This window comes from Croceibacterium soli (genome assembly GCF_009828065.1).
Classification (GTDB): Bacteria; Pseudomonadota; Alphaproteobacteria; order Sphingomonadales; family Sphingomonadaceae; genus Croceibacterium_B; species Croceibacterium_B soli.
On record NZ_WTYK01000002.1, the window covers coordinates 391,801 to 417,535 of the forward strand.

Annotated in this window: 22 protein-coding genes; all 22 read left to right on the forward strand. The window is 66.6% G+C overall.

The annotated features are described in order from the left end of the window. The first annotated feature begins 342 nt into the window (after positions 1-342). The 22 genes from GRI75_RS05005 (at position 343) to GRI75_RS05110 (ending at position 25,678) form a co-directional block, all read left to right on the forward strand. Positions 343-852 (forward strand): CinA family protein, encoded by a 510-nt coding sequence (locus GRI75_RS05005; RefSeq protein ID WP_160745848.1) that lies wholly within the window; start codon positions 343-345, stop codon positions 850-852. A gap of 76 nt (positions 853-928) precedes the next feature. Beyond that, positions 929-2,986, forward strand: coding sequence for an NAD(+) synthase (locus GRI75_RS05010; RefSeq protein WP_160745849.1), 2,058 nt, complete (start codon positions 929-931; stop codon positions 2,984-2,986). Between the two features lie 103 nt (positions 2,987-3,089). After that, complete coding sequence (locus tag GRI75_RS05015; RefSeq protein WP_160745850.1) at positions 3,090-3,617, forward strand: methanogen output domain 1-containing protein; 528 nt, start codon at positions 3,090-3,092, stop codon at positions 3,615-3,617. Further along, positions 3,589-4,665, forward strand: a complete 1,077-nt coding sequence (locus GRI75_RS05020) for a sensor histidine kinase (protein WP_160745851.1) — start codon at positions 3,589-3,591, stop codon at positions 4,663-4,665. Before GRI75_RS05015 ends, GRI75_RS05020 begins: the two co-directional genes overlap by 29 nt. Then, the gene (locus GRI75_RS05025) at positions 4,662-5,138 is read left to right on the forward strand and encodes a response regulator (protein ID WP_160745852.1); all 477 of its coding nucleotides are present in this window, start codon (positions 4,662-4,664) and stop codon (positions 5,136-5,138) included. The genes GRI75_RS05020 and GRI75_RS05025 overlap by 4 nt, the downstream gene beginning before the upstream one ends. A gap of 734 nt (positions 5,139-5,872) precedes the next feature. Next, positions 5,873-6,478, forward strand: a complete 606-nt coding sequence (locus GRI75_RS05030) for a YceI family protein (RefSeq protein ID WP_160745853.1) — start codon at positions 5,873-5,875, stop codon at positions 6,476-6,478. Further along, positions 6,475-7,236 (forward strand): SDR family oxidoreductase, encoded by a 762-nt coding sequence (locus tag GRI75_RS05035; RefSeq protein WP_328597930.1) that lies wholly within the window; start codon positions 6,475-6,477, stop codon positions 7,234-7,236. The genes GRI75_RS05030 and GRI75_RS05035 overlap by 4 nt, the downstream gene beginning before the upstream one ends. Then, positions 7,233-7,907, forward strand: a complete 675-nt coding sequence (locus tag GRI75_RS05040; protein ID WP_160745854.1) for a cytochrome b/b6 domain-containing protein — start codon at positions 7,233-7,235, stop codon at positions 7,905-7,907. The genes GRI75_RS05035 and GRI75_RS05040 overlap by 4 nt, the downstream gene beginning before the upstream one ends. Continuing rightward, entirely contained in the window at positions 7,894-8,628 is a 735-nt protein-coding gene (locus GRI75_RS05045; protein WP_160745855.1) for a molybdopterin-dependent oxidoreductase, read from the forward strand. Before GRI75_RS05040 ends, GRI75_RS05045 begins: the two co-directional genes overlap by 14 nt. Positions 8,629-8,872: 244 nt before the next feature. Beyond that, positions 8,873-10,138 carry an SAM-dependent methyltransferase gene (locus GRI75_RS05050; RefSeq protein ID WP_160745856.1) on the forward strand — a complete coding sequence of 422 codons (1,266 nt, stop codon included), beginning with the start codon at positions 8,873-8,875 and terminating at the stop codon, positions 10,136-10,138. Between the two features lie 15 nt (positions 10,139-10,153). Continuing rightward, a complete protein-coding gene (locus tag GRI75_RS05055; protein ID WP_160745857.1) occupies positions 10,154-11,407 on the forward strand; it encodes an SAM-dependent methyltransferase in 1,254 nt (417 codons plus the stop codon). Positions 11,408-11,716: 309 nt separating this feature from the next. Next, the gene (locus GRI75_RS05060) at positions 11,717-13,090 is read left to right on the forward strand and encodes an MATE family efflux transporter (protein ID WP_235911314.1); all 1,374 of its coding nucleotides are present in this window, start codon (positions 11,717-11,719) and stop codon (positions 13,088-13,090) included. Between the two features lie 10 nt (positions 13,091-13,100). Continuing rightward, a complete protein-coding gene (locus tag GRI75_RS05065; protein ID WP_235911316.1) occupies positions 13,101-13,652 on the forward strand; it encodes a hypothetical protein in 552 nt (183 codons plus the stop codon). A 71-nt stretch (positions 13,653-13,723) separates the two neighbouring features. Continuing rightward, positions 13,724-14,941, forward strand: coding sequence for an argininosuccinate synthase (locus GRI75_RS05070; protein ID WP_160745858.1), 1,218 nt, complete (start codon positions 13,724-13,726; stop codon positions 14,939-14,941). 1,018 nt (positions 14,942-15,959) lie between these two features. Then, positions 15,960-16,475 carry a septal ring lytic transglycosylase RlpA family protein gene (locus tag GRI75_RS05075; RefSeq protein ID WP_202389599.1) on the forward strand — a complete coding sequence of 172 codons (516 nt, stop codon included), beginning with the start codon at positions 15,960-15,962 and terminating at the stop codon, positions 16,473-16,475. Positions 16,476-16,624: 149 nt separating this feature from the next. Continuing rightward, positions 16,625-19,639 (forward strand): excinuclease ABC subunit UvrA, encoded by a 3,015-nt coding sequence (gene uvrA / locus GRI75_RS05080; RefSeq protein ID WP_160745860.1) that lies wholly within the window; start codon positions 16,625-16,627, stop codon positions 19,637-19,639. A gap of 527 nt (positions 19,640-20,166) precedes the next feature. Then, complete coding sequence (locus GRI75_RS05085; protein WP_160745861.1) at positions 20,167-20,589, forward strand: hypothetical protein; 423 nt, start codon at positions 20,167-20,169, stop codon at positions 20,587-20,589. 1,218 nt (positions 20,590-21,807) lie between these two features. Further along, positions 21,808-22,122 (forward strand): hypothetical protein, encoded by a 315-nt coding sequence (locus GRI75_RS05090; RefSeq protein ID WP_160745862.1) that lies wholly within the window; start codon positions 21,808-21,810, stop codon positions 22,120-22,122. 231 nt (positions 22,123-22,353) lie between these two features. After that, positions 22,354-22,779: a CHRD domain-containing protein gene (locus GRI75_RS05095; RefSeq protein WP_160745863.1), complete on the forward strand. Its 426-nt coding sequence runs from the start codon at positions 22,354-22,356 to the stop codon at positions 22,777-22,779. 885 nt (positions 22,780-23,664) lie between these two features. Next, a complete protein-coding gene (gene thpR / locus GRI75_RS05100) occupies positions 23,665-24,195 on the forward strand; it encodes an RNA 2',3'-cyclic phosphodiesterase (RefSeq protein ID WP_160745864.1) in 531 nt (176 codons plus the stop codon). 108 nt (positions 24,196-24,303) lie between these two features. After that, positions 24,304-25,068 (forward strand): lysozyme, encoded by a 765-nt coding sequence (locus tag GRI75_RS05105; protein WP_235911322.1) that lies wholly within the window; start codon positions 24,304-24,306, stop codon positions 25,066-25,068. 67 nt (positions 25,069-25,135) lie between these two features. Continuing rightward, positions 25,136-25,678 carry a hypothetical protein gene (locus GRI75_RS05110; protein WP_328597931.1) on the forward strand — a complete coding sequence of 181 codons (543 nt, stop codon included), beginning with the start codon at positions 25,136-25,138 and terminating at the stop codon, positions 25,676-25,678. The last annotated feature ends 57 nt before the right edge of the window (positions 25,679-25,735 follow it).

A 25,735-nucleotide genomic window follows, 5' to 3' on the forward strand; every position in this document is an offset into this window, starting at 1 on the left:
GCTCTCCGCGGCTCCGCCCTTCCTCGTCATCCTGAACTCGTTTCAGGGTCCATTTCACCGCCCGCACCGTCGCCGGCGGCGGAAGCATGGATCCCGGATCAAGTCCGGGATGACGATGGGGAGATGGTGGCGCGTGGAACCACCCCCCGCCTCCGCGTCACCCTGAACTCGTTTCAGGGCCCATTTCGCCACCTGCACCGTCGCCAGCGGCGGTGAGATGGATCCCGGACCAAGTCCGGGATGACGGTGACGGGAGGAGCGGTCGAGCAGCAAAGGGGAGCGGAGCGCGGAACCCTGTGAGGGCAAACGGCTTTTCCCCTGCGAACCGCTCAAGGAACGCTCATGGCCGATACGCTCGATCCCGCCCTGCCGCCGAAAGTCCAGGACCGCGCCCAGAGGGTGCTCGAACTGGCGGACAAGCGCGAGTTGATGCTGACGACGGCCGAAAGCTGCACCGGCGGGCTGCTCGCCGCGCTGCTCACCGACGTGCAGGGCTTCGGGCACGTGTTCGAGCGCGGGTTCGTGGTCTATTCCAAGCAGGCCAAGTGCGACCTGCTCGGCATCGCGCGCAACAAGGTCGACGGCTGCGGCGCGGTGAGCGAGGAGATCGCGGTGGAGATGGCGCACGGCGCCTTGCGGTTCTCCAACGCGGACGTGGCGCTGTCGATCACCGGTTTCGCCGGCCCCGGCGGGGACGACGACGAGGAAGGGCTGGTCCATTTCGCCTGCGCCCGGAAGGATGGGACGGTGCAGCACCGGGAGGAGCACTTCGGGCCGATCGGCCGCGACGGGGTGCGGATCGCCTCGCTCGATGTCGCGCTGCAGATGATCGAGCAGGCGCTGAAAGCGTGAGGCGCCCCGAAACGGCGAAAGCTTGGCACGCCGCCCGCCACGCTGCTAGCCCCGCACAAACGATGAGGCGCCCGGCATGAGCAAACGCGATCACCCCTTCTACGACATGCACGCACATGGCTTCGTGCGCGTGGCGACGAGCACGCCTTCGGTGCGCACGGCGGACGTCGACCACAACCGCGATGCGATCGTCGCCGAAGCCAAGCGGGCGCACGAAGCGGGGGTCGACCTGCTGGTCTATCCGGAGCTCTGCGTTTCTTCGTACGCGCTCGACGACTTGCTGATGCAGGGGGCGCTGCTGGACGCGGTGGAGCGGGCGGTCGGCGAGATCGTGGCGGCGAGCGCGAAGCTCTCGCCGGTCCTGCTGATCGGCGCGCCGCTGCGGCACAATGGGCGGCTTTATAATTGCGCCCTGGCGATCGCCGACGGCCGCCTGCTCGGCGTCGTGCCGAAGAGCTACCTGCCGAACTACCGCGAGTACTACGAGAAGCGCTGGTTCGCCGCGGGGCGCAACGTAATCGGGCAGACGATCCGCGTTGGCGAGGCGGAAGTGCCGTTCGGCACGGACCTGATCTTCGCTTCCAACCAGCTTGCCGGGTTCAAGCTGTTCATCGAGATCTGCGAGGACTACTGGGCGCCCGATCCGCCCTCCACCGCGGGCGCGCTGGCCGGGGCGACGATCCTGGCGAACCTTTCAGCGTCGAACATCGTCATCGGCAAGTCCGACGAGCGGCACCTGCTGTGCCGGTCGCAATCCTCGCGCACCGCCTCCGCTTACGTCTACTCGGCCGCAGGGCACGGGGAGAGCACGACCGATCTCGCCTGGGACGGCCAGGGCCTGATCTTCGAACTCGGCGATCTCCTGGCCGAAAGCGAGCGCTTCAGCCTCGATCCCGAGCTGTGCATCGCCGACGTCGACTGCGAGCGCATCCTGGCCGACCGCATGCGCTGGCAGACCTTCAACGACAACGCCGAACATGCCGGACGGCCGGAGGATGTCTTCCGCACGGTGCGGTTCGACCACAGCCCCACGCGCGGGGACATCGGCCTGATCCGCCCGATCCGCCGCTTCCCGTTCGTGCCCAACCGCCCGCACAAGCTGGACGAGGATTGCTACGAGGCGTTCAACATCCAGGTCGACGGCCTGATGCGGCGGTTCGAGCATACCAGCGGCGAAAGCATGGTGATCGGCGTTTCGGGCGGGCTCGATTCGACCCACGCGCTGATCGTGGCGGCCAAAGTCTGCGACCGGCTGGGCCTGCCGCGCACGACGATACGCGGCTACACGATGCCAGGTTTCGGCACGTCCGAGGGCACCAAGTCGAACGCCTGGAAGCTGATGAAGGCGATCGGCATTACCGCCGAGGAGATCGACATCCGCCCGGCGGCGCAGAAGATGCTGGAGGACATGGGTCACCCCTTCGGCCGCGGCGAGCCGGTCCACGACGTGACCTTCGAGAACGTCCAGGCGGGCCTCAGGACCGACTACCTTTTCCGCCTGGCGGGCCATCATCGCGGCTTCGTGATCGGCACCGGGGACCTCAGCGAACTCGCGCTCGGCTGGGCGACGTACGGCGTCGGCGACCAGATGAGCCACTACGCGGTCAACGCCGGAGTGCCCAAGACCCTGATCCAGTACCTGATCCGCTGGTGCACCCGCACGAACCAGTTCGATGCCGAGACCGACGCGGTGCTCGAAGCGATCCTCGGCCAGGAAATCAGCCCCGAGCTGGTCCCCATGGGCGAGGACGGCGAGATGCAGAGCACGCAGGACAAGATCGGCCCGTACGAGCTCAACGACTTCTTCCTGCATCACACGATGCGCTTCGGGCAGTTGCCGTCGAAGGTGGCCTTCCTCGCCTGGCATGCCTGGCGCGATGCCTCCCAAGGCCTGTGGCCGGCGGAGTTTCCCGAGGCGAACAAGAACGCTTACGACCTGCCGATCATCCGCAAGTGGCTGGAAAGCTTCCTGCAGCGCTTCTTCGGCTTCAGCCAGTTCAAGCGCAGCGCGATACCCAATGGGCCGAAAGTCTCGAGCGGCGGCGCCCTCAGCCCGCGCGGCGACTGGCGCGCCCCGAGCGACGCTGTGGCGGACGTGTGGCTAGCGGAACTGCGTGAAAAGGTGCCGGAATAAGCAGCTACGACGCGCGAGATCTTCGCATCGATCAAGCATTTGCATCGCCCGGAGCAAGGAGTACACTAGGGCTGCGCCCACGGGAGGCGCTGGGAGGCTTCCTATGCCTGGCACCAGCACGAGCAGCGTTGCAGCGGCCGATGTCGGCCTGGAGCGCGACATTTTCACCAGGCAACTGCTCCGCGAATTGGCCGGCACTCTGCAGGAGGTCGTCGGGCTGGATGACGCCTCGGGCTACATCAGCGTCGTCGGCACGGCGATGGGCGAGCACATCGACGCGCGCTACCGGGAGGCGTTGGCCGTCGAGAGGCTCTCCCGCGAGCAGGTGTCCGAGGTTCTGGTCGATCTGAAGCGGCGCATCCAGGGCGATTTCTACGTCATCGAGGAAACCGAGGATCGTATCGTGCTCGGCAACCGCGCCTGTCCCTTCGGTGAGATGGTGAGAGACCGCCCTTCGCTCTGCATGATGACCTCCAATGTGTTCGGCCACATCGCCGCGCAGAACCTCGGCTACGCCGCGGTATCGCTTCCGGAGACCATCGCCGCCGGCCATTCCCACTGCCGGGTTGTCGTCCACCTGCGCCCCACGGAAGACCTCCCAGATGCGGCACGAGAGTATTACCAGCGCTGACACCGCGGCGGACGCCGGCGCGAAGGCCCTTCTCGAAGCGCTTCCGGAAGCGGCGCTGCTGCTTTCGCGCGACGCGATGATCCTCACCAGCAACCGCGCAGCCAGAGCCTTCCTGGGCCGCGATGTCACCGGAGAGCCGCTCAGCGCCCTCCAGGCGGGGGACGATGCCGCGCTGGCCCACTACATCGACCGGTGCTTCGGAACGAGCTCGCCGTTGATCGGAAGCATCGTGCTGAACGACGGAGGAAAGGGCGACTCGTGCCGCCTGTTCGGCTGCCGCGCGACTCTGCCCGGAGGAGCGGTGGTGCTCCTCCGGCTGGATCCGAACGAGGACGGGCGGTTCACCGCGCTCAACAGCAAGATAGCGGAGCTGCACGGGGAGATCCGCCAGCGCAGGCACGCCCAGGCGATCCTTGCGGAGACGGTCGCCGAGCGCGAGCTGCTCCTGCGCGAGCTGCAGCACCGCGTGAAGAACAACATGCACATGCTGGACGGCATCCTGCGCGGCGCCGAGCGCGAGGCCCGCAGCGAGGAAGCGAAGGACGCGCTGCGCGACGTGTCGCTGCGGATCGCCGCGATCGGCGCGGTCCAGCAGCTGCTCTACAGCTCCGAAGGCATCGAGACGATCGACTCGGCGCGGCTGGTGGAGGCGGTCTCCAAAGGGGCGCTGGCCCTTGCCCGGAACGAGGCCGCGACGCGCTTCGAGGTCGATTCCTTCCGCATTCCGATCGAGACGGCCGTCACCGTGGCGCTGATCCTCAACGAGCTTCTCACCAACGCGGTGAAGTATGGGCAGCCGGCCAGCGGAGCCCAGCAGGTGGCGGTGGAAATGACGCTGGCGGACCGCCAGGTCACGCTCACGATCGCTGACAACGGCCCCGGGTTCGCGCCCCAGCAATCGCACAGGCGGGCGTCCGGCGTCGGCCTCGTCAAAGGGCTCCTGAGGCAGCTCGGCGGGTCCTTGCATATCGGCAGCACGCCGGAGGGGACGACCTGCCACGTCGGCTTCCCTCTGCCGGAGCAGGAGGTACGGCGCGACTTGTCATGACGGGAATGTCTGCTTCGGCTCGGCTCTGCCGCCCCTCCGACGAGTTCGACCCGCCGCCCGTTCCGGCGGCCTTCGGGATCCACGGAGAGGATGCCGGGCTGCGCGAACGCATCCTGGTGGTGGAGGACGATTACTTCGTCAGCCTGACCATCGAAGCCGATCTGGTCGATGCCGGGTACGAAGTCGTGGCCGTGGTGGCCACCGGTGAGGCCGCCCTGGCCAGGGCGGACAGCCTGCGTCCGGACCTCGCCATTGTCGACATCCGCCTGGCCGGGAAACTGGACGGGATCGAGACCGCAACCGAACTGCTCCGGCGCGGCATCCACTGCATCTTCGCCACCGCCCATTCGGACCTCCAGACCCGCGAGCGCGCCCGGGCCGCCTGCCCGCTCGGCTGGCTGACCAAGCCGTTTACCAGCGGCGATCTCCTGCAGGCGGTGAAGCAAGGGCTCGCGGATTCGGGATCGCACTGAGCGCGAGGCGCGCGCGCCTCCGAGCAACGCCCCCTCCTCCTCCTCCCCCCTATTCCCGTTCGTGCTGAGCCTGTCGAAGCACATTGGGCGAGCGTTCCGCCAGCGCCCTTCGGCGCAGCCGGGCGAGCCTCTGCCGGCTCTTCGCGTGGGGCGGGATGGATCCTGAAACGAGTTCAGGATGACGAGGTTTTCCGGCCTGCCCCATGTCTGACCCGTCACCCTGAACTTGTTTCAGGGTCCATGTGGCTCCCAGAGCTGACGCCTGACGGCAGGCTGCACACGCAAATCCTCCCCTGCAAGGGGAGGTGGCAGCCGCGAAGCGGCTGACGGAGGGGTGTCACCTTACCGGCGGGCGGTTACACCCCTCCACCACCGCCTGCGGCGGCGGTCCCCCTCCCCTTGCAGGGGAGGATCAGGAGCGTTCCGCCAGCGCCCTTCGACAGGCTCAGGGCGAACGGAAACGGGGGATCCGCGGCTGTCCTAGACCCCGTTCGTGCTGAGCTCGTCGAAGCACGGTGGGCAAGTGTTCCGCCAGCGCCCTTCGACAGGCTCAGGGCGAACGGAACCGGGGGGCAATTCAATTCCAACCCTAAGCTCAGGGTCCGCGGGGAAAGGGATATCCCCTCCCCGTTCGTGCTGAGCTTGTCGAAGCACGCTGGCGCAACCTGGCCGATAACGGGTTGCCATGACCGGGCGAACATTCGCTATAGTCGCTGCGAAAGAGAGAGGGACGCATGCACATCCACAAGACGAAGCTTTTCGCGGCACCGGCGGCGCTGGCGCTGCTTGCCGGCACCATGATCGCGCTCGGGGGCGGCACTGGCGAGGCTACCGCCGCCACCTCGGACGCGCCGGCATGGGCCGTGCAGCCGGGCGGCGAGCTGGGGTTCACGGTCATGAACAACGGCAGCGAACGGCTCACCGGCAAGTTCGGCACATGGAGCGGGGACATCCGCTTCGATCCGCTGGCACCGGAAACCGCGGCGATCGCCATCACCGTCGATCTTGCCAGCGCCACGCTGAACGACGGCTTCCGCGACGGGCTGCTCAAGGGCGACGAGTTCTTCGACATCGCTTCGGGTCCGACCGCGACGTTCACCAGCTCCTCTGTCGAGGCTCTGCCGGACGGGCGCTATGTCGCGCACGGCACGCTCTCGCTGCGCGGCGTGAGCCAGCCGCAGGACGTCGAGTTCCGCCTGACGGGCGGGGACGAGGCCAAGCGGGTCGAAGGCAGCGCCACGATCGAGCGCCAGCCGTTCAACATCGGCTTCGGCCAGTACGGCGGCTCGCTGGACCCCTCGGTCGCGGTCGAATTCGCGTTCGACGCCGCGCGCGGGTGACCTCGCGCCCCGCCGTCCTGGTTACCGGCGGCGCCCGGCGGATCGGCGCGGCGATCGCTCGTCGTTTCGCCGGCGAAGGCTGGCACGTGGTGATCCACTGCCATGCCTCGCTGGGCAAGGCTGAGGAAATGGCGGCAACTCTGCCGAGCGCGGAGGCGATCTGCTGCGACCTCTCCGACGGCGGGGCGGCCGTCGCGATGATCGAGCGGCAGGCGGCGCGGCTGGATAACTGGCGGGCGCTGGTGAATTCCGCGTCCGTCTTCAGGGCGGACGACGTTGCGGCGCTCGATCCCGCGATCTTCAGCGAAGCGATGCAGGTCAATGCCGGCACTCCGGCGGCGATCGCGCAAGCCTACCTGCGAGGCGCGCGCTCGCCGGCGGGTCGGCGGGTGATCCAGGTCACCGACCAGAAGCTCGCCAACCCGAACCCCGATTTCTTCAGCTACACGATGAGTAAGCACGCGCTCGGCGCCACGGTGCCGATGCTGGCGCAAGCCGCCGCTCCCGCCGACCGCGTCTACGGCCTGGCGCCCGGCGCTATCCTGGCCAGCTACGACCAGGCGCCGGAAGAAGCCGAGGTGTCGCACCGAATGAACCTGCTGCAGCGCCGCACGGGGGCAGACGAAGTGGCCGACGCCGCCTGGTTCCTGGCCACCGGGCCGCTCGCCGGCGGGCAAACGCTCTTTGTGGATTCCGGGCAGCATCTGCTAAGCCAGCCGCGGGACGTGATGTTTCTCGCACGCGGGGAAGGCGGATGAAGCGGCACCGGCTGTCGACGCGGATCTGGCACTGGGTCAACGCGCTCAGCCTGGTGATCCTGTTCATGTCGGGGCTCAACATCTCGAACGCCCATCGGCGTCTCTACTGGGGCGAAGCGGGGTTCGAAGCGGCCGACGCTTGGCTCCACGTCGCGCGCTTCCCCGGCTGGGCGACGATCCCCGGTCACTACAGTCTGTCCGCCGCGCGCGACTGGCACTTGCTGTTCGCCTGGGTCTTCACGCTGGGGCTGCTGCTCTACATAGCGTCGGCGCTGCTCAACGGGCACTTGCGCCGCGATATCCTCACTAGCCGCAAGGAATGGCGTTGGGCGGCGATCCGCGCGGACTTTGCCGCACACTTGCGGCTCGATTTCCAGCACGCCGGGGGCAAGTACAACTTCTTCCAGAAGCTGAGCTACGCGCTGGTCATCTTCCTGATGTTGCCGCTGATGGTGCTTACCGGGCTGGCGCTCAGCCCGGCGATGGACGCCAGTTGGCCGTGGCTGCTCGACCTGTTCGGCGGGCGGCAGAGCGCGCGTTCGATCCATTTCATCGTCGCCTGGGGGCTGGTCGTGTTTCTCGTCGTCCATGTCGTCCTGGTTCTGCTGTCCGGGCCGATCCGCCAGCTCAGGGACATGACCGTTGGAGGATCCGCCGATGAAGCGGCGTAACCTGCTGGTGGGCCTCGGCGCCGGCCTTGTCGCCGGGTGCTCGAAGGTCGGCCAGAGCGAGCCGATGCAGACGCTGTTCGACTGGTCCGAAAGGCTTCACAACGGCGCGCACCGCGCGCTCGGGCGCAAGGCCCTCGCCCGCGAATACGCGCCGGAGGACATCTCGCCCTTCTTCCGCGGCAACGGCACGATCGAGCCGGACGGCGGCGCCTATGCCGCCCACGCCGCAGCCGGTTTCGCCGACTGGCGGCTCGCGGTCGGCGGTCTGGTGCGGCGCGAGCTGGCGCTGTCGCTGGACCAGCTCATGGTCCTGCCGCAGCGCACGCAGATTACCCGCCACGACTGTGTCGAAGGCTGGAGCGCCATCGGGCAGTGGACCGGCCCGCAGCTCTCCACCGTGCTGCAGATGGCGGACCTGCAGCCCGAAGCGCGCTACATCGTGTTCCGCTGCGCCGACCGGCTGAACGGCGCGGAGTACTACGAGAGCATCGATCTCGAGGACGCGTTCCACCCGCAGACGATCATCGCTCACCGGCTCAACGGCGAGCCGCTGCCGGTACGCAACGGCGCGCCCTTGCGAATGCGGATCGAGCGCCAGCTGGGCTACAAGCACGCCAAGTACCTGACCGGGATCGAGGCCGTCGCCAGCCTGGAGGGGATCGGCCGCGGCGAAGGCGGCTACTGGGAGGACCGCGGCTACCAGTGGTACGCGGGCATTTGAGTCAGTCGCCCTCCCGCTTGCGGGAGGTCCTTCGAGACGGGCTCTCAGCCTGCGGCTTCGATCCCTCCTCAGGACGAACGGATTTGAAGCCTATCCCGTTCGTCCTGAGGAGCGAGGACGCAGTCCGAGCGTCTCGAAGGACAGGCCCCTCCCGCAAGTGGGAGCGGAGATAGCCGGTGATTGACAGTGCCGGGGCGGCGCTGTTCAAAGCTCCCGGGGTAATAACGAGAGAGGACCGCCGCCGATGTGGCTGCTCGACAAGTTTCTGACCAAAGCCATCCGCCGTGGCCGGCTGGTGGTCACGAATTACAACGGCAAGACATACCAGTACGGTCCGGGAGGCGGGGACGAAATCCGCATCCGCCTGAACCACCCCAAGGCCGCCCGGCACATCGCCGCCTATCCGCAAGTCGGCGCTGGCGAGGCCTACATGTGGGGCTGGCTCGAGGTCGAGCCGCCGCACGACATTCGCGACATGGTGCTGTTCGTCACCGGGAACACCAAGAAGACCGGCGACGTGGCGATCCAGCCGAAGGGCCCGCTGCGCCGGTTCACCCAGCGCCTGATCGCCAAGGCCGACGGCATCAACCTGCGCGGCAAGGCGCGCAAGAATGCCGAGCACACCTACAATCTGACCCGCCGGCTGTACGAGCTGTTTCTCGACGAGGACCGGCAATACACGATGGCCTATTATCGCGACACGTCGAACAGCCTGGAGAAGGCCCAGCTCGACAAGAAGGCCCACATGGCGGCCAAGATGAACATCAAGCCGGGCATGAAAGTCCTCGACATCGGCTGCGGCTGGGGCGGGTTCGCGCTCTACCTCCACAAGCACTACGGCTGCGAAGTGCTCGGCGTCGCGCTGGCGCCGGACCAGATCGCCTTCTGCCAGGAACGGGCCAAGGCCGAAGGCGTGGAGGACAAGGTCAAGTTCGCCCTGATGGACTACCGCGACGTCGAAGGGCAGTTCGACCGGATCAGCTCTGTCGGCCTGCTGGAGCATGTCGGCACCGCGCACTATCCGGAGTTCTTCAGGCACACCAGCAAGCTGCTGAAGCCGGACGGGGTGATGTTCAGCCACTGCTGCGGCCGTGCCGGCACCCCCGGCTTCACCGACGCCTGGACGCGCAAGTACATCTTCCCCGGCGGCTACATCCCCGCCCTGTCGGAGCTGGTGATCGAGAGCGAGAAGGCTGGCTGGCAGGTGATGGACGTGGAAGCGATGCGCTTCCACTACAGCCACACGCTGGAGGAATGGTACAATCGGACGGTCATGCACCGGGAGGAGATCGTCGATCTCTATGACGAGCAGTTCTACCGCATGTGGCTGTTCTACCTCGCCGGCGCGGAGCAGAGCTTCCGCCACGGCAAGATGGTCAACTGGCAGATCGTCTATGTGAAGGACCGCGCGGCAATCCCGATGACGCGCGACTTCATGTACGAGGAAAGCGAGCGGCTGCGCGAGAGCGAGGAGCCGCCGGTCTGGCACCTCGCGCAGGCGGCCGAGTAGAGCGGCAGGGGGTCGATGAAGCAGGAGCTGTTCGAGCGCTTCCTGGCGCGCGTGGTGGAGCGCGGCCGGCTGGAGGTGACGTATGCCTCCGGCACGACCGCCTCTTTCGGGCACCCGGCCGAGGGTTATCCCGAAGTCGCCCTGCGCTTCACCGACGACAAGGTGCCGCGCGACCTGGTCATCGATCCGCGCACCGGCGCCGGCGAAGCCTACATGGACGGGCGAATGGTGATCGAACGCGGCGACGTGCTCGACCTCGTCACGCTAGTGCGGATGAACAACCGCTTCGAACGGTTCGACCGGCTCCACGAACCCGGCGCGCTCGCCGGGCTCAAGCGCCGCCTGCGGTTCCTCCACCGCTCGTTCAACGACGCCCGGAGCGCGCGCCGGAACGTCGCCCATCACTACGACATCGGCAACGATCTCTACCGGCTGATGCTCGATGCCGAGCACATGCAGTACAGCTGCGCCTATTGGCCGGACGACGGCATGACGCTGGAGCAGGCGCAGAACGCCAAGCTGGCGCATATCGCCGCCAAGCTGGCCCTATCGCCGGGGCAGCGCGTGCTCGATATCGGCTGCGGCTGGGGCGGGATGGCGATCTACCTGGCGCGCCACTGCGATGTCGAAGTGCTCGGCATCACCCTCAGCAAGGAGCAGCTCGCCCTCGCCGAGCAACGCGTGCGCGACGCCGGAGTCTCGGCCCGGGTGCGGCTGGAGCTGGTCGACTACCGCGATCTCGCCGCGCGCGGGGAGCGGTTCGACCGGATCGTCTCGGTCGGCATGTTCGAGCATGTCGGCCGGCCGCAGTTCGGGACCTTCTTTCGCGCCTGCGCCAATCTCCTGGCCGACGACGGCGTGATGCTGCTGCACACGATCGGCCGCATGGGCGGCCCCGGCGTGACCGACGCGTTCACCGACAAGTACATCTTCCCCGGCGGCTACATCCCCGCGCTCAGCGAAACCGTCGCCGCCAGCGAGCGGGTCCGCCTGATCGCCACCGATGTCGAGACCTTGCGGCTGCACTACGCGAAGACCCTGCGCGAATGGTACAAGCGCTGCGTCGCCAACCGAGCGGCGATCGTGGCCATGTACGACGAACGCTTCTTCCGCATGTGGACCTTCTACCTTTGCGGATCGATCGCCGCCTTCGAGCACGGCGGCATGTGCAACTACCAGATCCAGTACACCCGCAACCGCCACGCCCTGCCGCTGACCCGCGGCTACATGGAGCCGGCCGAGCAGGCGCTGCTGTGTGGTACGAGGTAGTGTAACCGGCACTTAGCCCCTTCCCCTCTCCCCTTGCGGGAGAGGGAGGAGCCCCGCAGGGGCGGAGGGAGAGGGGTCGGCGGCGTTAGCCGCCGATGGCGGCGCCCCGAGCGATAGTTCGGTCACTCTAGCGCCTCCCGATAACTTCGTGGTTCGACAGGCTCACCACGAACGGACAGAGAGACCCCCCGATGTCCGAATACATGAACCGTTCGTCCTGAGCTTGTCGAAGGACGATCGGCGCCACGCCGGACCGCTGTGCCAGGTTCGCGATTCGACAGGCTCACCACGAACGGAGATAAGCCCGCCATGTCCCAGCCTGCGCCCGCCGCTGTGCCGCTGACTCGCGCGTCGATCTTCGCGCAGGCCTGGCCGATCATGCTCGGGCAGGCGTCGATCCCGCTCGTCGGCGTGGTCGACGCGATGGTCATCGGACGCACCGGAGATGCTGCCGCATTGGCCGGGGTGGCGCTTGGCGCGACGGTCATCGGCCTGATCTTCTGGAGCTTCGGCTTCCTGCGCATGGGCATGACGGGGCTGACCTCCCAGGCCGACGGCGCCGGCGACAGAAAGGAAGTCGAGGCGCTGCTCGTCCGCGGACTGGCGATCGGCGGCGCGATCGGTGTGCTGCTGCTGGCGCTGCTCTGGCCGCTCCGAGAGCTCGCCTTCGCCATCCTCGCCGGCGGCGAAGCGACCACGGCCGAAGCGAGCGGGTACGTCACCGCGCGCTTCTTCGGCGCCCCGGCGGCGCTGTGCGTCTTCGCGATCACCGGCTGGCTGTTCGGGCTCGGCCGCACGCGCGCGGCGCTTACGCTGCAGCTGGTGATGAACGCCGCGAACATCGTGTTCGACGTCGTGCTGGTGTTCGGCTTCGGCCTGGGCGCGGCCGGGGTCGGGGCCGGCACCGCGGGCGCGGAGTGGGTCGCCCTCGCCGCCGGGCTGGTGCTCGTCACGGGGGTCGCCGGCGCAAACCCGCACGCCCTCGCCCGCCGCGCCGGACGCGCGGCGCTGTTCGCCCCGGCGGCCATGCGCCGGCTGTTCGCCATCAACCGCGACCTGATGATCCGCACTGTGGCGCTGCTGATCATGTTCGCCTGGTTCGCCAATGCCGGCGCGCGGCTCGGCGCAGAGACGCTGGCGGCCAACCACGTACTGCTGCAGTTCGTCAACGTCGCCGCCTTCATCCTCGACGGTTTCGCCTTCACCGCCGAGTCCCGCATCGGCCAGGCGATCGGCACCCGATCCCGCGCCCAGTTCGTCCGCGCCATCCGGCTGACCGGCGAGTTCTCGCTCGCCGCCGGTGCACTCATGGCCGCCGCGTTCTGGCTGCTGGGAGAGCCGGTGATCGCACTGATCTCCACGGACCCCGCGATACGCGCGAGCGCGAGCCTGTTCCTCCCCTTCGCCGCGCTCGTGCCCCTGATCGGGATGCCGAGTTGGCTGCTCGACGGCGTGTTCATCGGCTCCACCCAAGGCCGTGCGTTGCGCAACGCCGGTGTGCTCGCGGCCGTGCTCTACCTCGCCGCCGACCTGGCGCTGCGCCCGCTCGGCAACCTGGGCGTGTGGCTTGCGTTCTCCGCCAGCTACCTGCTGCGCGCCGGAGGTCTGGCGCTCTATTTCCCGAGCCTTCTCCGGTCTTTCGAGCAAACACAAGCGGTTGCGCGGCCGGGGGCGATTGCGTAACCCCGCGGCGATGACAGTTCGCCATCTCAACCGGATCATGCTGCGCCTGGTCCTGGCTGTTCTCGGCCTCGTCGCTTTCGCCCACCCAGCCGCCGCCGAGGTGGACGTGCACTTCCACAGCTTCAACGGTTCGGCCCTGTTCGGCCGCTATCCGCACACGTTCGTGGTGTTCGAGGGCACGCTGGAGGGCGGGCACAAAGTGAACGAGAACTTCGGCTTCAGCGCCAAGCGAATCTCCCCGGCGATCCTGACGGGCCCGGTCGAGCACACGATCTACGTCGAAGAGCAGAAGTACATCGCCAAGACCAACCGCCACTTCACGGTGACGGTAGACGACGCCACCTATCGCAAGATGCGCGCCGAAATCGACGCCCTGCGGGCGGCGAAGGGCAAGCTATACGACCTCGACAAGTACAACTGCATCCACTTTGTGGGCCGGATGGCCCAGCTCGCCGGCCTGAAGGTCGACTACCCCAAGAACCTGCTGCGCAAGCCGCGCGCATGGCTGAACCGGGTCAGCACGCTCAATCCGAAGCTCGGCGCGAAACCGATCACCGGCTGAGCCGCCGTTCCCGTGTTGCCGCGCGGGCGCGCGCCTGTTAACGGCGCGCGCGAATTCCGGCGGAGCGAAACATGTCCGATATCAAGCGTGTCGTCCTGGCCTATTCGGGCGGACTCGACACCAGCGTCATCCTCAAGTGGCTGCAGGTGACCTACGGCTGCGAAGTCGTCACGTTCACTGCCGATCTCGGCCAGGGCGAGGAACTGGAGCCCGCGCGCGCCAAGGCGCAGCTCATGGGCGTTCCGGACAAGCACATCTACATCGACGACTTGCGCGAGGAATTCGTCCGCGACTTCGTCTTCCCGATGATGCGCGCCAATGCCCGCTACGAAGGGGACTACCTGCTCGGCACCTCGATCGCCCGGCCGCTGATCTCCAAGCGCCTGATCGAGATCGCCCGCGAGACCGGCGCCGACGCCATCGCCCACGGCGCGACCGGCAAAGGCAACGACCAGGTCCGTTTCGAGCTCAGCGCCTACGCGCTCGATCCGGACATCAAGGTCATCGCTCCCTGGCGCGAATGGGAGCTGACCTCCCGCACCGCGCTGATCGCCTGGGCGGAACAGCACCAGATCCCGGTGCCCAAGGACAAGCGCGGCGAGAGCCCGTTCTCGACCGACGCGAACCTGCTGCACACCTCCAGCGAAGGCAAAGTGCTCGAGGATCCGTGGGAGGAAGTGCCCGACTATGTCTTCAGCCGGACCGACAATCCCGAGGATGCGCCCGACTCTCCCGAATATATCACCATAGATTTCGAGCGGGGTGACGGCGTCGCCCTGAACGGCACGGCCATGAGCCCCGCGACCCTGCTCACCGAGCTGAACACCCTCGGCAAGCGGCACGGCATCGGCCGGCTCGACCTGGTCGAGAACCGCTTCGTCGGCATGAAGAGCCGCGGCATGTACGAGACGCCCGGCGGCGAGATCTACGCCCGCGCCCACCGCGGAATCGAGCAGATCACCCTCGACCGCGGCGCCGCGCACCTCAAGGATGAGCTCATGCCGAAGTACGCGGAGCTGATCTACAACGGCTTCTGGTTCGCGCCCGAGCGCGAGATGCTGCAGGCGGCGATCGACCACAGCCAGGCGAAAGTGAGCGGGACCGTGCGCCTGAAGCTCTACAAGGGCCAGGCGAGCGTCGTCGGCCGCAAGAGCGCCGACAGCCTTTATTCGGAACGCCACGTCACCTTCGAGGACGATGCCGGCGCTTACGACCAGCAGGATGCGGAAGGCTTCATCAAGCTCAACGCGCTGCGTCTGCGCCTGCTGGCGAAGCGCGACCGGGGATAAACCCTGCATTTCGCGGCGAACCGTTGACTTATCCAGCCTTGTCCACTGGCATTCCTGACTAAAGTGGATAAGTCGGCCGGTTCGCTCTTGCCCGACTCGGCGCGCAGGCGCATTCTCTAGACATCGAGAGCGGGGATTGGCTCTTCGGACGGACGGGATCACACCCTGAAAGACGAAGAGATTTTGGAACTTCTCTCGACGCGATGGCGAGATGCCGCGCGGTGGAGGGATGAAAGCCAGGGCATCTTCGGATGCCGCAACTTCCAGACCGCTGAAGCCGCAAGGGCGCGCGATCGGCAGGCCGCACTTCCGGCCGGTTTCGATAAAGCGGCGATGCCCCGCATCGCCGAACCATGAGAAGCTGGCCAGGAGAACGGTCGCGGAACCGCCGGACGGCAAGGGAAAGGTCTTCGGATCATACCCGGCCCCGACGGAACCGGCACCGGCGCGAGCGCCGGGCGACATAACTGCCGCCTCCGGGCTGCAGTGAAACGTCAGGCGTAAAGCGTTCCTCGGAACCCACACGCCGGTGAGAGTGGGGTCGGCAGCAATGCCGGCCCCATTTCCGTTTGTGGCCGGCTTGCTCTGCCTCCCTGCCTACTCCCACCCTTCCTTGTCATGCTGAACTCGTTTCAGCACCCATCCCGCCGTTTGCGCCGGGCTTGCAGATCGAGGTCTGGCCCGCCCCACCTCTCCCGCCACCACAATGCCGGCCAAATGGCCCTGAACCGAGTTCAGGGTGACGAGTGGGAAGAGGGTGCATCGGACTTATCGGGCGAAGTTGGACAGCATGATCCCGCTCGCGCGCTGCGGATCATCCTCTAGGGACATCGCCGCCAGGGACCCACAACACGCAGTAGCGTGCGAAAAATCGCGCTGGCCGCCCTCATTTCGCCCGAATTGTTCCACGACTCGCGGCGAGTCGAGCCTGCGGCGGGGCCGGACGACTGCGCTGGGGTTCTTTTCATCGGCGAACCCCCGTACCGACCCTCCCCACATGGTCGACGGGAACATCACTATGAAGCTGCGCGCAGGGATTGCCGCTTTTGCGGTACTTGGTCTCGGCGGGGCGCTGGCCTCGGCGCATGCGGAAGATGCCGCGCCTGCGGTCGCAGCGCCGCAGCCGCAAGCCGTGGATGCCTCCCTCCCCCGGTTCCAGCCCGCCGTGCAGCCGGCTCAACTCGTGCCGGTCGCTCCGGTCGCGGAAGAGATGAGCGAAGCCGAGCCGGAAGAGAGCTGGGAGCCGGTCGGCCGCGGTGTCGCGAGCTGGTACGGTCCGAAGTTCGCCGGCCGCCGCACCGCCAGCGGCGAGACCTTCGACCCGACCGAGTACACCGCGGCCCATCGCACCCTGCCGTTCGGCAGCACGGTCCGCGTGACGAGCGACTCCGGCCGCTCCGTGGTGGTGCGGATCAACGATCGCGGGCCCTTCAGCCCGGGCCGGGTCATCGACGTCTCGCAAGCCGCGGCGCGAGACCTGGGCCTGATCGGCCCCGGCCACGGCAACGTTTCGCTCGCCATTCTCGACGAGTGAGCGCGGGCGCCCTGAGCGCCATTCTTCACCGCAACCGAGTTGCAATCCGGCTGTCCGCCCCCACATCGCATCGAGCCTTGGGGCCGCTTCCGCGCGCCCTCGATCCCAATGCTTGACTGGCGCGAACATTTGCGGAACATCCACACACTATGTCCCTGACTCACATTTCCGTCCGCGGCGCCCGAGAGCATAACCTCAAGGGCATCGACATCGACCTGCCGCGCGACGCCCTGATCGTGATCACCGGCCTTTCCGGCTCGGGCAAGAGCAGCCTGGCGTTCGACACGATCTACGCCGAAGGCCAGCGCCGCTATGTCGAATCGCTGAGCGCCTATGCGCGCCAGTTTCTCGAAATGATGCAGAAGCCGGACGTCGAGCATATCGACGGCCTCAGCCCGGCGATCTCGATCGAGCAGAAGACCACCAGCCGCAACCCGCGCTCCACGGTCGCCACAGTGACCGAGATCTACGACTACATGCGCCTGTTATGGGCGCGTGTCGGCGTGCCCTACTCCCCCGCCACCGGCCTGCCGATCGAGGCACAGACCGTGTCCAACATGGTCGACCGGGTCATGGCCCTGCCCGAAGGTACGCGGCTCTACCTGCTCGCCCCGGTCGTGCGCGGCCGCAAGGGCGAGTACCGCCGCGAGCTGGCCGAATGGCAGAAGGCCGGCTTCACCCGCGTGCGGATCGACGGTGAGATCTACGAGATTGCCGAAGCGCCCGCGCTCGACAAGAAGTACAAGCACGACATCGAAGTCGTGGTCGACCGCCTCGCGGTTCGCCCCGGGATCGAGACGCGCCTGGCCGACAGCTTCGAGACCGCGCTGAAGCTGGCCGAGGGGCTGGCTTATGTCGACCTGGCGGATGGGACGGTGGCTGAACTGCACCACCCCCCGACCCCCTCCTCTGAAGAGGAGGGGGGGAAGAAGAAGCGTAAAAAAACTCTCCCCTCCTCTTCAGAGGAGGGGCCGGGGGTGGTGGCGAGCGAAGCGAGCGGCGGCAAGCTCAAAGGCGCCGGCCTCCCGCCGAACCGCATCGTGTTCTCGGAAAAGTTCGCCTGCCCGGTATCCGGCTTCACGATCGAGGAAGTCGAGCCGCGGCTGTTCTCGTTCAACGCGCCGCAGGGCGCCTGCTCCGCGTGCGACGGCCTGGGCGAGAAGCTGCTGTTCGATCCGCAGCTCGTCGTTCCGAACGAGCACCTCTCGCTCAAGAAGGGCGCGATCGTGCCCTGGGCGAAGTCGAACCCGCCCTCCCCTTATTACATGCAGGTCCTCGCCAGCCTGGCGCAGGCTTACGACTTCAGCCTGGAGACCCCCTGGACGGACCTCGCGCCCGACCAGCGCGAGATCATCCTGCACGGCACCGGCGGACTGCCCGTGGCGCTGACCTTCAAGGACGGGCGCAAGCAGTACACCGTGCACAAGGCGTTCGAGGGGGTGATCGGCAACCTCAACCGCCGCATGCTGCAGACCGACAGCGCCTGGATGCGGGAGGAGCTGTCGAAGTTCCAAACCGCCCAGCCGTGCGAGACCTGCCACGGCAAGCGCCTGAACGAGAAAGCCCTGGCGGTGAAAGTCGCCGGCACGGACATCGCCACGCCGACCAAGATGAGCGTGTCCGACGCCAAGCGCTGGTTCCTCGATCTCGAGCCGCAGCTCGGCTCGCAGCAGCAGCAGATCGCCCGCGCGATCCTCAAGGAAATCAACGAGCGGCTCGGCTTCCTCGACAACGTCGGACTGGACTACCTCAACCTCGACCGGACCAGCGGCACCCTTTCCGGCGGAGAGAGCCAGCGCATCCGTCTGGCGAGCCAGATCGGTTCAGGACTGTCCGGCGTTTTGTACGTTCTGGACGAGCCATCCATCGGCTTGCACCAGCGCGATAACGACCGCTTGCTGGAAACGCTCAAGCGCCTGCGCGACCTCGGCAACACGGTGATCGTGGTCGAGCACGACGAGGACGCGATCCGCACGGCCGACCACATCGTCGATCTCGGCCCCGGTGCCGGCGTGCACGGCGGGGAGATCGTTGCCCAGGGCACGCTCAAGCAGATCCTCAAGAGCAAGAACAGCCTAACCGCCGCCTATCTCAACGGCACGCGCGAGATCGCGGTGCCGAAGAAGCGCCGCAAGGGCAACGGCAAGCACGTGACCGTCCACGGCGCGCGGGCGAACAACCTCAAGAACGTCACCGCCGCGATCCCGCTCGGCACGTTCACCTGCATCACCGGCGTGTCCGGCTCCGGCAAGTCGAGCTTTACCGTGGACACGCTCCACGCCGGCGCGGCCCGCGCGCTCAACGGCGCGCGCGTGATCGCCGGCCCGCACGACAAGATCACCGGCCTGGAATACTGCGACAAGGTGATCGAGATCGACCAGTCGCCGATCGGCCGCACCCCGCGTTCTAACCCGGCGACCTACACCGGCGCCTTCACCCAGATCCGCGACTGGTTCGCCGGCCTGCCGGAGGCGCAGGCGCGCGGCTACAAGCCCGGCCGCTTCAGCTTCAACGTCAAGGGCGGCCGCTGCGAGGCGTGCCAGGGCGACGGGCTGATCAAGATCGAGATGCACTTCCTGCCGGACGTCTACGTCACCTGCGAAGAATGCCACGGCCGCCGCTACAACCGCGAAACGCTGGAGGTGAAGTTCAAGGGCCTCAGCATCGCCGACGTGCTCGACATGACGATCGAGGATGCGGAGGAATTCTTCAAGGCCGTGCCCCCGATCCGCGACAAGATGCATATGCTGAACGAAGTCGGCCTGGGCTACGTCAAGGTCGGCCAGCAGGCCACGACGCTGAGTGGGGGCGAGGCCCAGCGCGTCAAGCTCGCCAAGGAACTCAGCCGCCGCAGCACCGGCCAGACCCTCTACATCCTCGACGAGCCGACCACGGGCCTCCACTTCGAAGACGTCCGCAAGCTCCTCGAAGTCCTCCAGCGCCTGGTCGACCAGGGCAACTCCGTGGTGGTGATCGAGCACAACCTCGACGTCATAAAGACCGCCGACTGGATCATCGACCTAGGCCCCGGCGGCGGCGTCCGCGGCGGCGAGATCGTGGCGGAGGGCACCCCGGAGGATGTGGCGGCCGAGCCGAGGAGCTTCACGGGCGGGTACCTGAAGCCGATGTTGAAGAAGCGGAAGGTGCGGGAGGCGGCGGAGTAGGGGCGCTCACAAAGCGGAAGTAGTCGCACAATTCTGTTGAGCATACCAAGGAGATTTGCGTAGTGTCGTCACACTAACACTTTCTTTGGGGGGGAAAGATGGAGAAGTGGCTTCACGTATTCCGAATTCGTTGTGAGCACTTTGCGCAATCGGACATGTTTGCAGAAGATCGCAGACCAGATGAAGTCATCATCGACGCGTTCCGCGCACACCCGGCGGCTGAGATCGGAGGTGGGAGCGAGTGGCACATCGCAGCCACAGACGTGTTCGCCGGGAATGCCATCGCGTTCCAGATCGGACGAGTGTAGTCGGTCACCAATCCGCAGTACGACGGACAACGAGAAAGGTTCTACGAAACCGAGGGTGAACGCGCTCCGTACGCTTACGGGGTTTTCGACGGTGATACCCAAGCGTGCGTCATCGAGCGGAAGTCTCAGGTCTCAGCAAAGGCGGCCGAAGTCGCTTCAAAGCTACAAAAGCTCCTCAACACCTCAAAGTATGCGCCCGAAGCGGGCTTCCGTATCGTAGTGGATGAACTGCGAGACCCGGAAGGTTTCATCGAGCAGATCCGCGATGCCGACCGAGTCACCCGCTTTCAGTTTGCAGCTGAGTTTGAGAACGCCCATGACGTTTATAATCTCATCCACCGGCCAGCGGAAGAGTATAATGAGAAGATTGGCGGCACCAAGACGACCGTCGAAAGTCGCGGCCCTTCGCTCGATAAAGACATAGTTGAGGAAATGGCTCGGAGCGCTGCGTCTGTCGGAGATCCAGCGAGCGCCACCATCAAAGAAAAAGGTAAGTCGAAGGGGAAGACGATATATCTGCGCGGTACTCCTCTTTTAGAAAAAATACTGCTGCCAGCTGGAATTGATGGCATGAAGGAGCAGATGCTCGCTGCCCTTAGGTCAGCATATAATCGCTTGAGAAGGCCGGACCAAGGTGATTGAGGGGTTCTGGCCTTGGGTGATAGGCCGGTCCGGCAGAAAGACCGGACTTAAACTGCTATTTACTAGATGGCTACTGGCCGACGCAGCAATTGCCGCTGCGCTGACATTTGGCTTACGTGTGAATGGCTTCGACTTTGCGTCTAAGGCACTCTTTCCGGCCGCATCAATACTAGTGGGAATGGCCATTGCCTGGACAGCCCGGGCAGCTACAATCCTGAATTCCGGCGAATTTCGCAAGGAAATCATCTCAGACGACAATCCGATAGAAGATTATATTTACGGGTATCAACTGTCAAATAGCCATTCTCTTTGGCTGCGTAATATATATCGCAATTATGTCGGTCGGTGGTTTCTCGTTCTTTGTGTATAATCGTTATTATTCATGTCTCGCGTCGTCGTTTTTTATGTACTTTATTATTTCTTCGACCATTAGGGAGTGTTGGTCACTTATAAATTTCACCAACTTATTAGCAATATTGGACTCAAAGGTCAGGTGATTCCGAAGAGCTGCCTGCCGGAAGCGATGTTGACTGGGCGAGCACAGCCCTCAAGCAAACGCGCTTTGCCCCAAGGCCATCGACGACGGCAGCATCAAGTGGTAACCTGACGGCGGCGGAACAACCACTTTGCAGGCTTCCTACGCATGGGTTCTGTTTGCTCCGGTTTACAAGGAGCAGAATGGACACCCTCTGAAGCCGCACCGACGCCGCTCGCCCGCCCACGGTATCGGTTCACTGCCAGCACCAATGTCCTCTGAGCTCCCGAACGCAGGCGACCTCTATGCTCGAGGATATTGGATAAGCTGCCGCGACACTGGAGAACTTTTAGCCGCAGGCATTCACAAACACAGTAGCGCGTTTCACATATATCAGGACGATTTTCTTCGCTAATTCAATCGTTTTGCTCTATAGGTTCAGTAATCCCCCGCGTAACGCGCTGGCGGCGAAGCAGGCTGGTCTGCACCGGCCCTTCGTTGGAGCAATTGCATGTCCTGGATTGCTGTCGTCGCCATTGTGAGCGTGGGCTTTGCTTGCGCGTTTGCCTTGAGCGAATGGGTCGTCAGGCGGCGGGACACGGGGCTCCCCGACACGGACGATGCGCAGGACTGGGTGCCCTGAGGCACTCGCGGCGCGGGCGGCAGGGCTGCTTATGGCGCCTCCCCTCTGAAATCGCGCTGAGCCCGGAACCAACGGCCCCTGCGCGCGCTCCACATTCCGCATGAACGGCCCGCTCGAATGGATCGCCGCCATCGGCACGATGATCGCTGCAGGGCTGATCGCCGCCGATATGGGGCGCAAGGCGACCGGCTGGGGCTTCGTGCTGTTCTGCGCGGTGGCGGTGACCTGGATCGTCTCCGGCCTCACCAGCGGCGCCGTGCCGATCGCGGCGATGAACGCGGTGCTGCTGCTGATCAACGTGTGGGGCGTGTGGCAGTACCTGCTCAATCCCAAGAACCGCCGCAAGCTGGAGAAGCTCGAGGAGCTTGAGGAGCAGGCTGAGCGGGAAGTGGAGGCTGAGGCGGCGGCGGAGTAGGCGGGCCCTCCCCCGGCCCCTCCCGCAAGCGGGAGGGGAGAGTGTGGTGCCACCTTCCTGCGCCTCCTTCCCTCCCCCAGCCCCTCCCGCGGGCGGGAGGGGAGAGGGTAGCGCGGCGCGCTAAGCCTGGAAACCGCCGCCGGTTCCGTGCGTTATGTGCGCGAGGCGGCGCCGGCTGCCTTCCCCCTCGTCCGTCGGCGTCGTCTCCCACAACAGGAGGGAGACCTGACCATGCATACGACGATCAAGGGCGCGGCTTTCGCGCTCAGCACTTTTGCGGTCGCTGCGGCGGCTTCGGCCCAAGAGGCGGCTAACCCCTACGTCAGCGACGATGCGGTGATCTTCGCCACGCTCGACATCGGCGGCAGCGGCAACTTCACCGGCGTGATCGACCGGGAGACGAACCGGATGTGCTACATCCTCAACGCCGCCGCGGTCGACAAGCCGACGGCCGCGCACATCCACTCCGGCGGACCCGGCGAGAGCGGCCCTCCGGTTGTGCCGCTGGAGACCCCCGCCGACGGAGCCAGCGGCGCCTGTGTGACGCTGAAGGCCGACGTGGCCCGGGCGCTGGTGGAGAACCCCGGCGGCTATTACGTCAACGTCCACAACGCCGCCTACCCGAACGGCAGGGCACGCGCGCAACTGCGGGGATAGCCTTGGAACTGGTTCACGCGGAGGCAGCGGATTTTAGGCGCTCGCAGAGGCGCAGAGGCGCTGAGGGGCTTTGTTGCCGAAGGCAGTCATACCCCGCGAATGCCGGAGTTTCTGGACGGATTCGGCCATAGGTTCCCGCTTTCGCGTGAATGACTTCGGAGGGGAAACACTCTGCGCCTCTGCGCCTCTGCGAGCGCAAAACCTTCTGGAGCCCGATCACTTGGTGCGCCCCGACTGCTCATCGCATCACTCACACACCTCGCCGCAGGGGGCGGAAACATCGGGCGGCTCGCTCGCTGCGCCCACACGAGGTGACGCCGGCCATCCTCCCCCCTCCCGTCCCCCCCAACCGGCGTCACCTCCACTTTTCCTCCAGGCATGGGTTCAACCGTACCTCGCAGCAGGGACACGATCCGTCGCGCGCCCGGGAAACGGCGGCCCGCCGGGCGTTTATCCGCTTGTGCGGCCGTCGCCCGTCCCCCGGGCGCGGACCTCACGCAAGCCGCCGGCAGAACCTCAGGCCGGACGCACGCCTCGGGCGAATGGACGACCGGCCGGTCCTAGTCCCACCGGCCCCTCGCCGACCCGCCGGGCGACCACCGAAAGGGGGAGGCCATCAGCGCCTCCCCCTTTCTTTGAAGGCCCCGGCGCCCCTCGCTGCCGAGCCGCTCCCCGCTCGCGGGCGGACGTGCGAAAACGCACCGCACAGCGCGGAACGCAGGGCCAGCTTCATCGTTTTGGATCGCGGGGCGCGGATCGGTCGCCATGCGGTTTGCCCCCTCCCGTCCCCTCCGCATGCGGCCGGTCCGCTCCCTCCCGCCATTCGAAACGGAGAAAGCGATGGAAGGCAGCGACATGACCGGCGGGCCGGAGTAGGCTGCGGCGATGCCGCGACTCTTCATCGCCCTTCGCCCGCCGGGGACCGTGCGCGATACGCTGCTCGACGCGATGGGCGGAATCGAAGGCGCGCGGTGGCAGGACGACGAGCAGCTCCACTGCACGCTGGCATTCCTCGGCCAGGTCGACGGCACGCAAGTGGAGCCGCTGATCGCTGCCCTGGAGCAGGTCGAAAGCCCGGCTTTCGCCATCGAGGTGGCGGGCGTCGGACATTTCGAGCGGAAGGGCCTGCCGAGCGCCCTCTGGGCCGGAGTGCCGCTGACGGAGCCACTGGCGCGCCTGCAGCGGCGCGTGGTCAGCGCCTGCCGCGAGGCCGGGATCGTCCCCGAGAAGCGCAACTACCGTCCCCATGTCACCCTCGCCCGCCTGCCGCGTTCGGCCGGCCCGGTCGGCGACTGGCTGGCGCTTCACGGCCGCTTGCGGGCGGGACCGTGGGAGGTGATCGGCTTTACCGTGTTCGAGAGCACGCTCTCCCCTGCCGGAGCGGTCTACGAGCCGCTGGTCGAATACGAGCTGTAAGCGGCCCCAAGGCGCACGAGCCGTTGCCCACGCCCGACGGAGCGTGGACCCCTCGCGTTCGCCGGCCCGTTGAGGAGGCACCACCACCCCTTCGACAGGAGCCGGCCGATGTCTCCTCCACAGCCCCTCCCCAGCCGGCACCGTCCTGCCAGCGGCGAGGCCGAACCCCGCCCGCGCAGCAAGGCGCATGCGGTGATCCGGCAATTGCGGCGGCGGCTCGGCGGCGGCAGCGGCAAGCGGATCAGCAAGCGCAAGGCCGCGCTGGCGCTGTCCGCCGGGGTCATGGGGCTCGGCACCGCGGCGATGCCGATGTCGCAGCCCCAGGCGCCGCAGCTGCCTTCGTCCAGCCCGGTCGAGAAGCGGAAGCGCGCGCCCTTCCTGAAGGCCAGCCCGGCGATGCTGGAGGCGATGATCGAGGAGGAAGGCGCCCGCCAAACAGTGTACCGCGATGTCGCCGGGTACCCGACCGTCGGCGTGGGGCACCTAGTGAAGCCCGAGGACGGGCTCCGGGTCGGAGACCGGATCAGCAAGGACCGGGTGCTCGACTTCCTGGAGCAGGACATCGCCATCGCCGAACGCGCGGTCGCCAGGCTGGTCGGCGACCTGCCGCTATTCCAGAACGAGTTCGACGCGCTGGTCGATCTCGTCTTCAACGTCGGTGAAGGCAATGTCTCCGCCGAGCGCAGCCCGCGGCTGAACGAGGCGATCGCCGCCGCCGACTATGATGCCATCGCGGAGGAACTGGGCTATCACCACGCTGGGGGCAGCATCGCCAAGGGCCTCATCCACCGCAGCGAAAGGCGCGCTAATATCTTCATGGATGCCTCCTACGAAGACCCGCGGGAAGCCGCGGGGGGCAGCTCTGTCGCTTAGGATCGCGGCGCTGGCCGCACTTGCGCTGTCCGCCGGCGGCTGCGGCGAGCCATCGCCGTCCCGCCCCGTGGAGGAGCCACAAGCCGCCGCCGATCAGGTCGAGGATTGCCTGCTGCTGGTGTGGCAGCGCCAGGCGACCCGGACAGAACGGTTCGACCGCGAGAACGATCGCGTCAAAGGCGGGGCGATCTCCTGCGCCACCGGGACGAGCCCGAGCCAGTTCGAGGCGGCGCTTGCGGCGATCCGCGCGGCGGCGGCGAGCGGCGACAAGGCCGCGCTGCTGGCCGAACTGGGCATGCCGCTGCTCTACATCGATGCCGCTGGAAACCGCCGCGAACTGCAGCAGGACGAACTGGCCGATGCGCTGTTCGACGACGTCTTCTCCCCGGACGTGCTCGCGCTGCTCAGGCGGGTGCGGCTGGAAGACCTGACCGTCGTGCCGGACCAGGGCGCGTTCGTGGAGCTTGGCTCGATCTGGCTCGTGGTCGACAGCTTCGGCGGGCGGCCGCGCATCGTCACCGTCAACCGCCAGGCGCTCGGCGAAGCGGCCGCGGCCGCCCGGGACGCGGCCCGGCAGGGCCAGGGACGGCCCGCCCCGCTGAACGAATGAAGCAAGCCGTTCAACGCCTTGTCATCCGCTCCGCCATACCGCTAAGGCAAGTTTCAT

Excerpts from the sequence above, each read along its gene's own strand:
- GRI75_RS05055 (WP_160745857.1), top strand. The coding sequence starts at position 10,154 with ATGAAGCAGGAGCTGTTCGAGCGCTTCCTGGCGCGCGTGGTGGAGCGC.
- thpR (WP_160745864.1), top strand. The coding sequence starts at position 23,665 with ATGCCGCGACTCTTCATCGCCCTTCGCCCGCCGGGGACCGTGCGCGAT.
- GRI75_RS05070 (WP_160745858.1), top strand. The coding sequence starts at position 13,724 with ATGTCCGATATCAAGCGTGTCGTCCTGGCCTATTCGGGCGGACTCGAC.
- uvrA (WP_160745860.1), top strand. The coding sequence starts at position 16,625 with ATGTCCCTGACTCACATTTCCGTCCGCGGCGCCCGAGAGCATAACCTC.
- GRI75_RS05015 (WP_160745850.1), top strand. The coding sequence starts at position 3,090 with ATGCCTGGCACCAGCACGAGCAGCGTTGCAGCGGCCGATGTCGGCCTG.
- GRI75_RS05020 (WP_160745851.1), top strand. The coding sequence starts at position 3,589 with ATGCGGCACGAGAGTATTACCAGCGCTGACACCGCGGCGGACGCCGGC.
- GRI75_RS05010 (WP_160745849.1), top strand. The coding sequence starts at position 929 with ATGAGCAAACGCGATCACCCCTTCTACGACATGCACGCACATGGCTTC.
- GRI75_RS05040 (WP_160745854.1), top strand. The coding sequence starts at position 7,233 with ATGAAGCGGCACCGGCTGTCGACGCGGATCTGGCACTGGGTCAACGCG.
- GRI75_RS05045 (WP_160745855.1), top strand. The coding sequence starts at position 7,894 with ATGAAGCGGCGTAACCTGCTGGTGGGCCTCGGCGCCGGCCTTGTCGCC.
- GRI75_RS05060 (WP_235911314.1), top strand. The coding sequence starts at position 11,717 with ATGTCCCAGCCTGCGCCCGCCGCTGTGCCGCTGACTCGCGCGTCGATC.
- GRI75_RS05030 (WP_160745853.1), top strand. The coding sequence starts at position 5,873 with ATGCACATCCACAAGACGAAGCTTTTCGCGGCACCGGCGGCGCTGGCG.
- GRI75_RS05005 (WP_160745848.1), top strand. The coding sequence starts at position 343 with ATGGCCGATACGCTCGATCCCGCCCTGCCGCCGAAAGTCCAGGACCGC.
- GRI75_RS05075 (WP_202389599.1), top strand. The coding sequence starts at position 15,960 with ATGAAGCTGCGCGCAGGGATTGCCGCTTTTGCGGTACTTGGTCTCGGC.
- GRI75_RS05090 (WP_160745862.1), top strand. The coding sequence starts at position 21,808 with ATGAACGGCCCGCTCGAATGGATCGCCGCCATCGGCACGATGATCGCT.
- GRI75_RS05095 (WP_160745863.1), top strand. The coding sequence starts at position 22,354 with ATGCATACGACGATCAAGGGCGCGGCTTTCGCGCTCAGCACTTTTGCG.
- GRI75_RS05050 (WP_160745856.1), top strand. The coding sequence starts at position 8,873 with ATGTGGCTGCTCGACAAGTTTCTGACCAAAGCCATCCGCCGTGGCCGG.
- GRI75_RS05025 (WP_160745852.1), top strand. The coding sequence starts at position 4,662 with ATGACGGGAATGTCTGCTTCGGCTCGGCTCTGCCGCCCCTCCGACGAG.
- GRI75_RS05065 (WP_235911316.1), top strand. The coding sequence starts at position 13,101 with ATGACAGTTCGCCATCTCAACCGGATCATGCTGCGCCTGGTCCTGGCT.
- GRI75_RS05105 (WP_235911322.1), top strand. The coding sequence starts at position 24,304 with ATGTCTCCTCCACAGCCCCTCCCCAGCCGGCACCGTCCTGCCAGCGGC.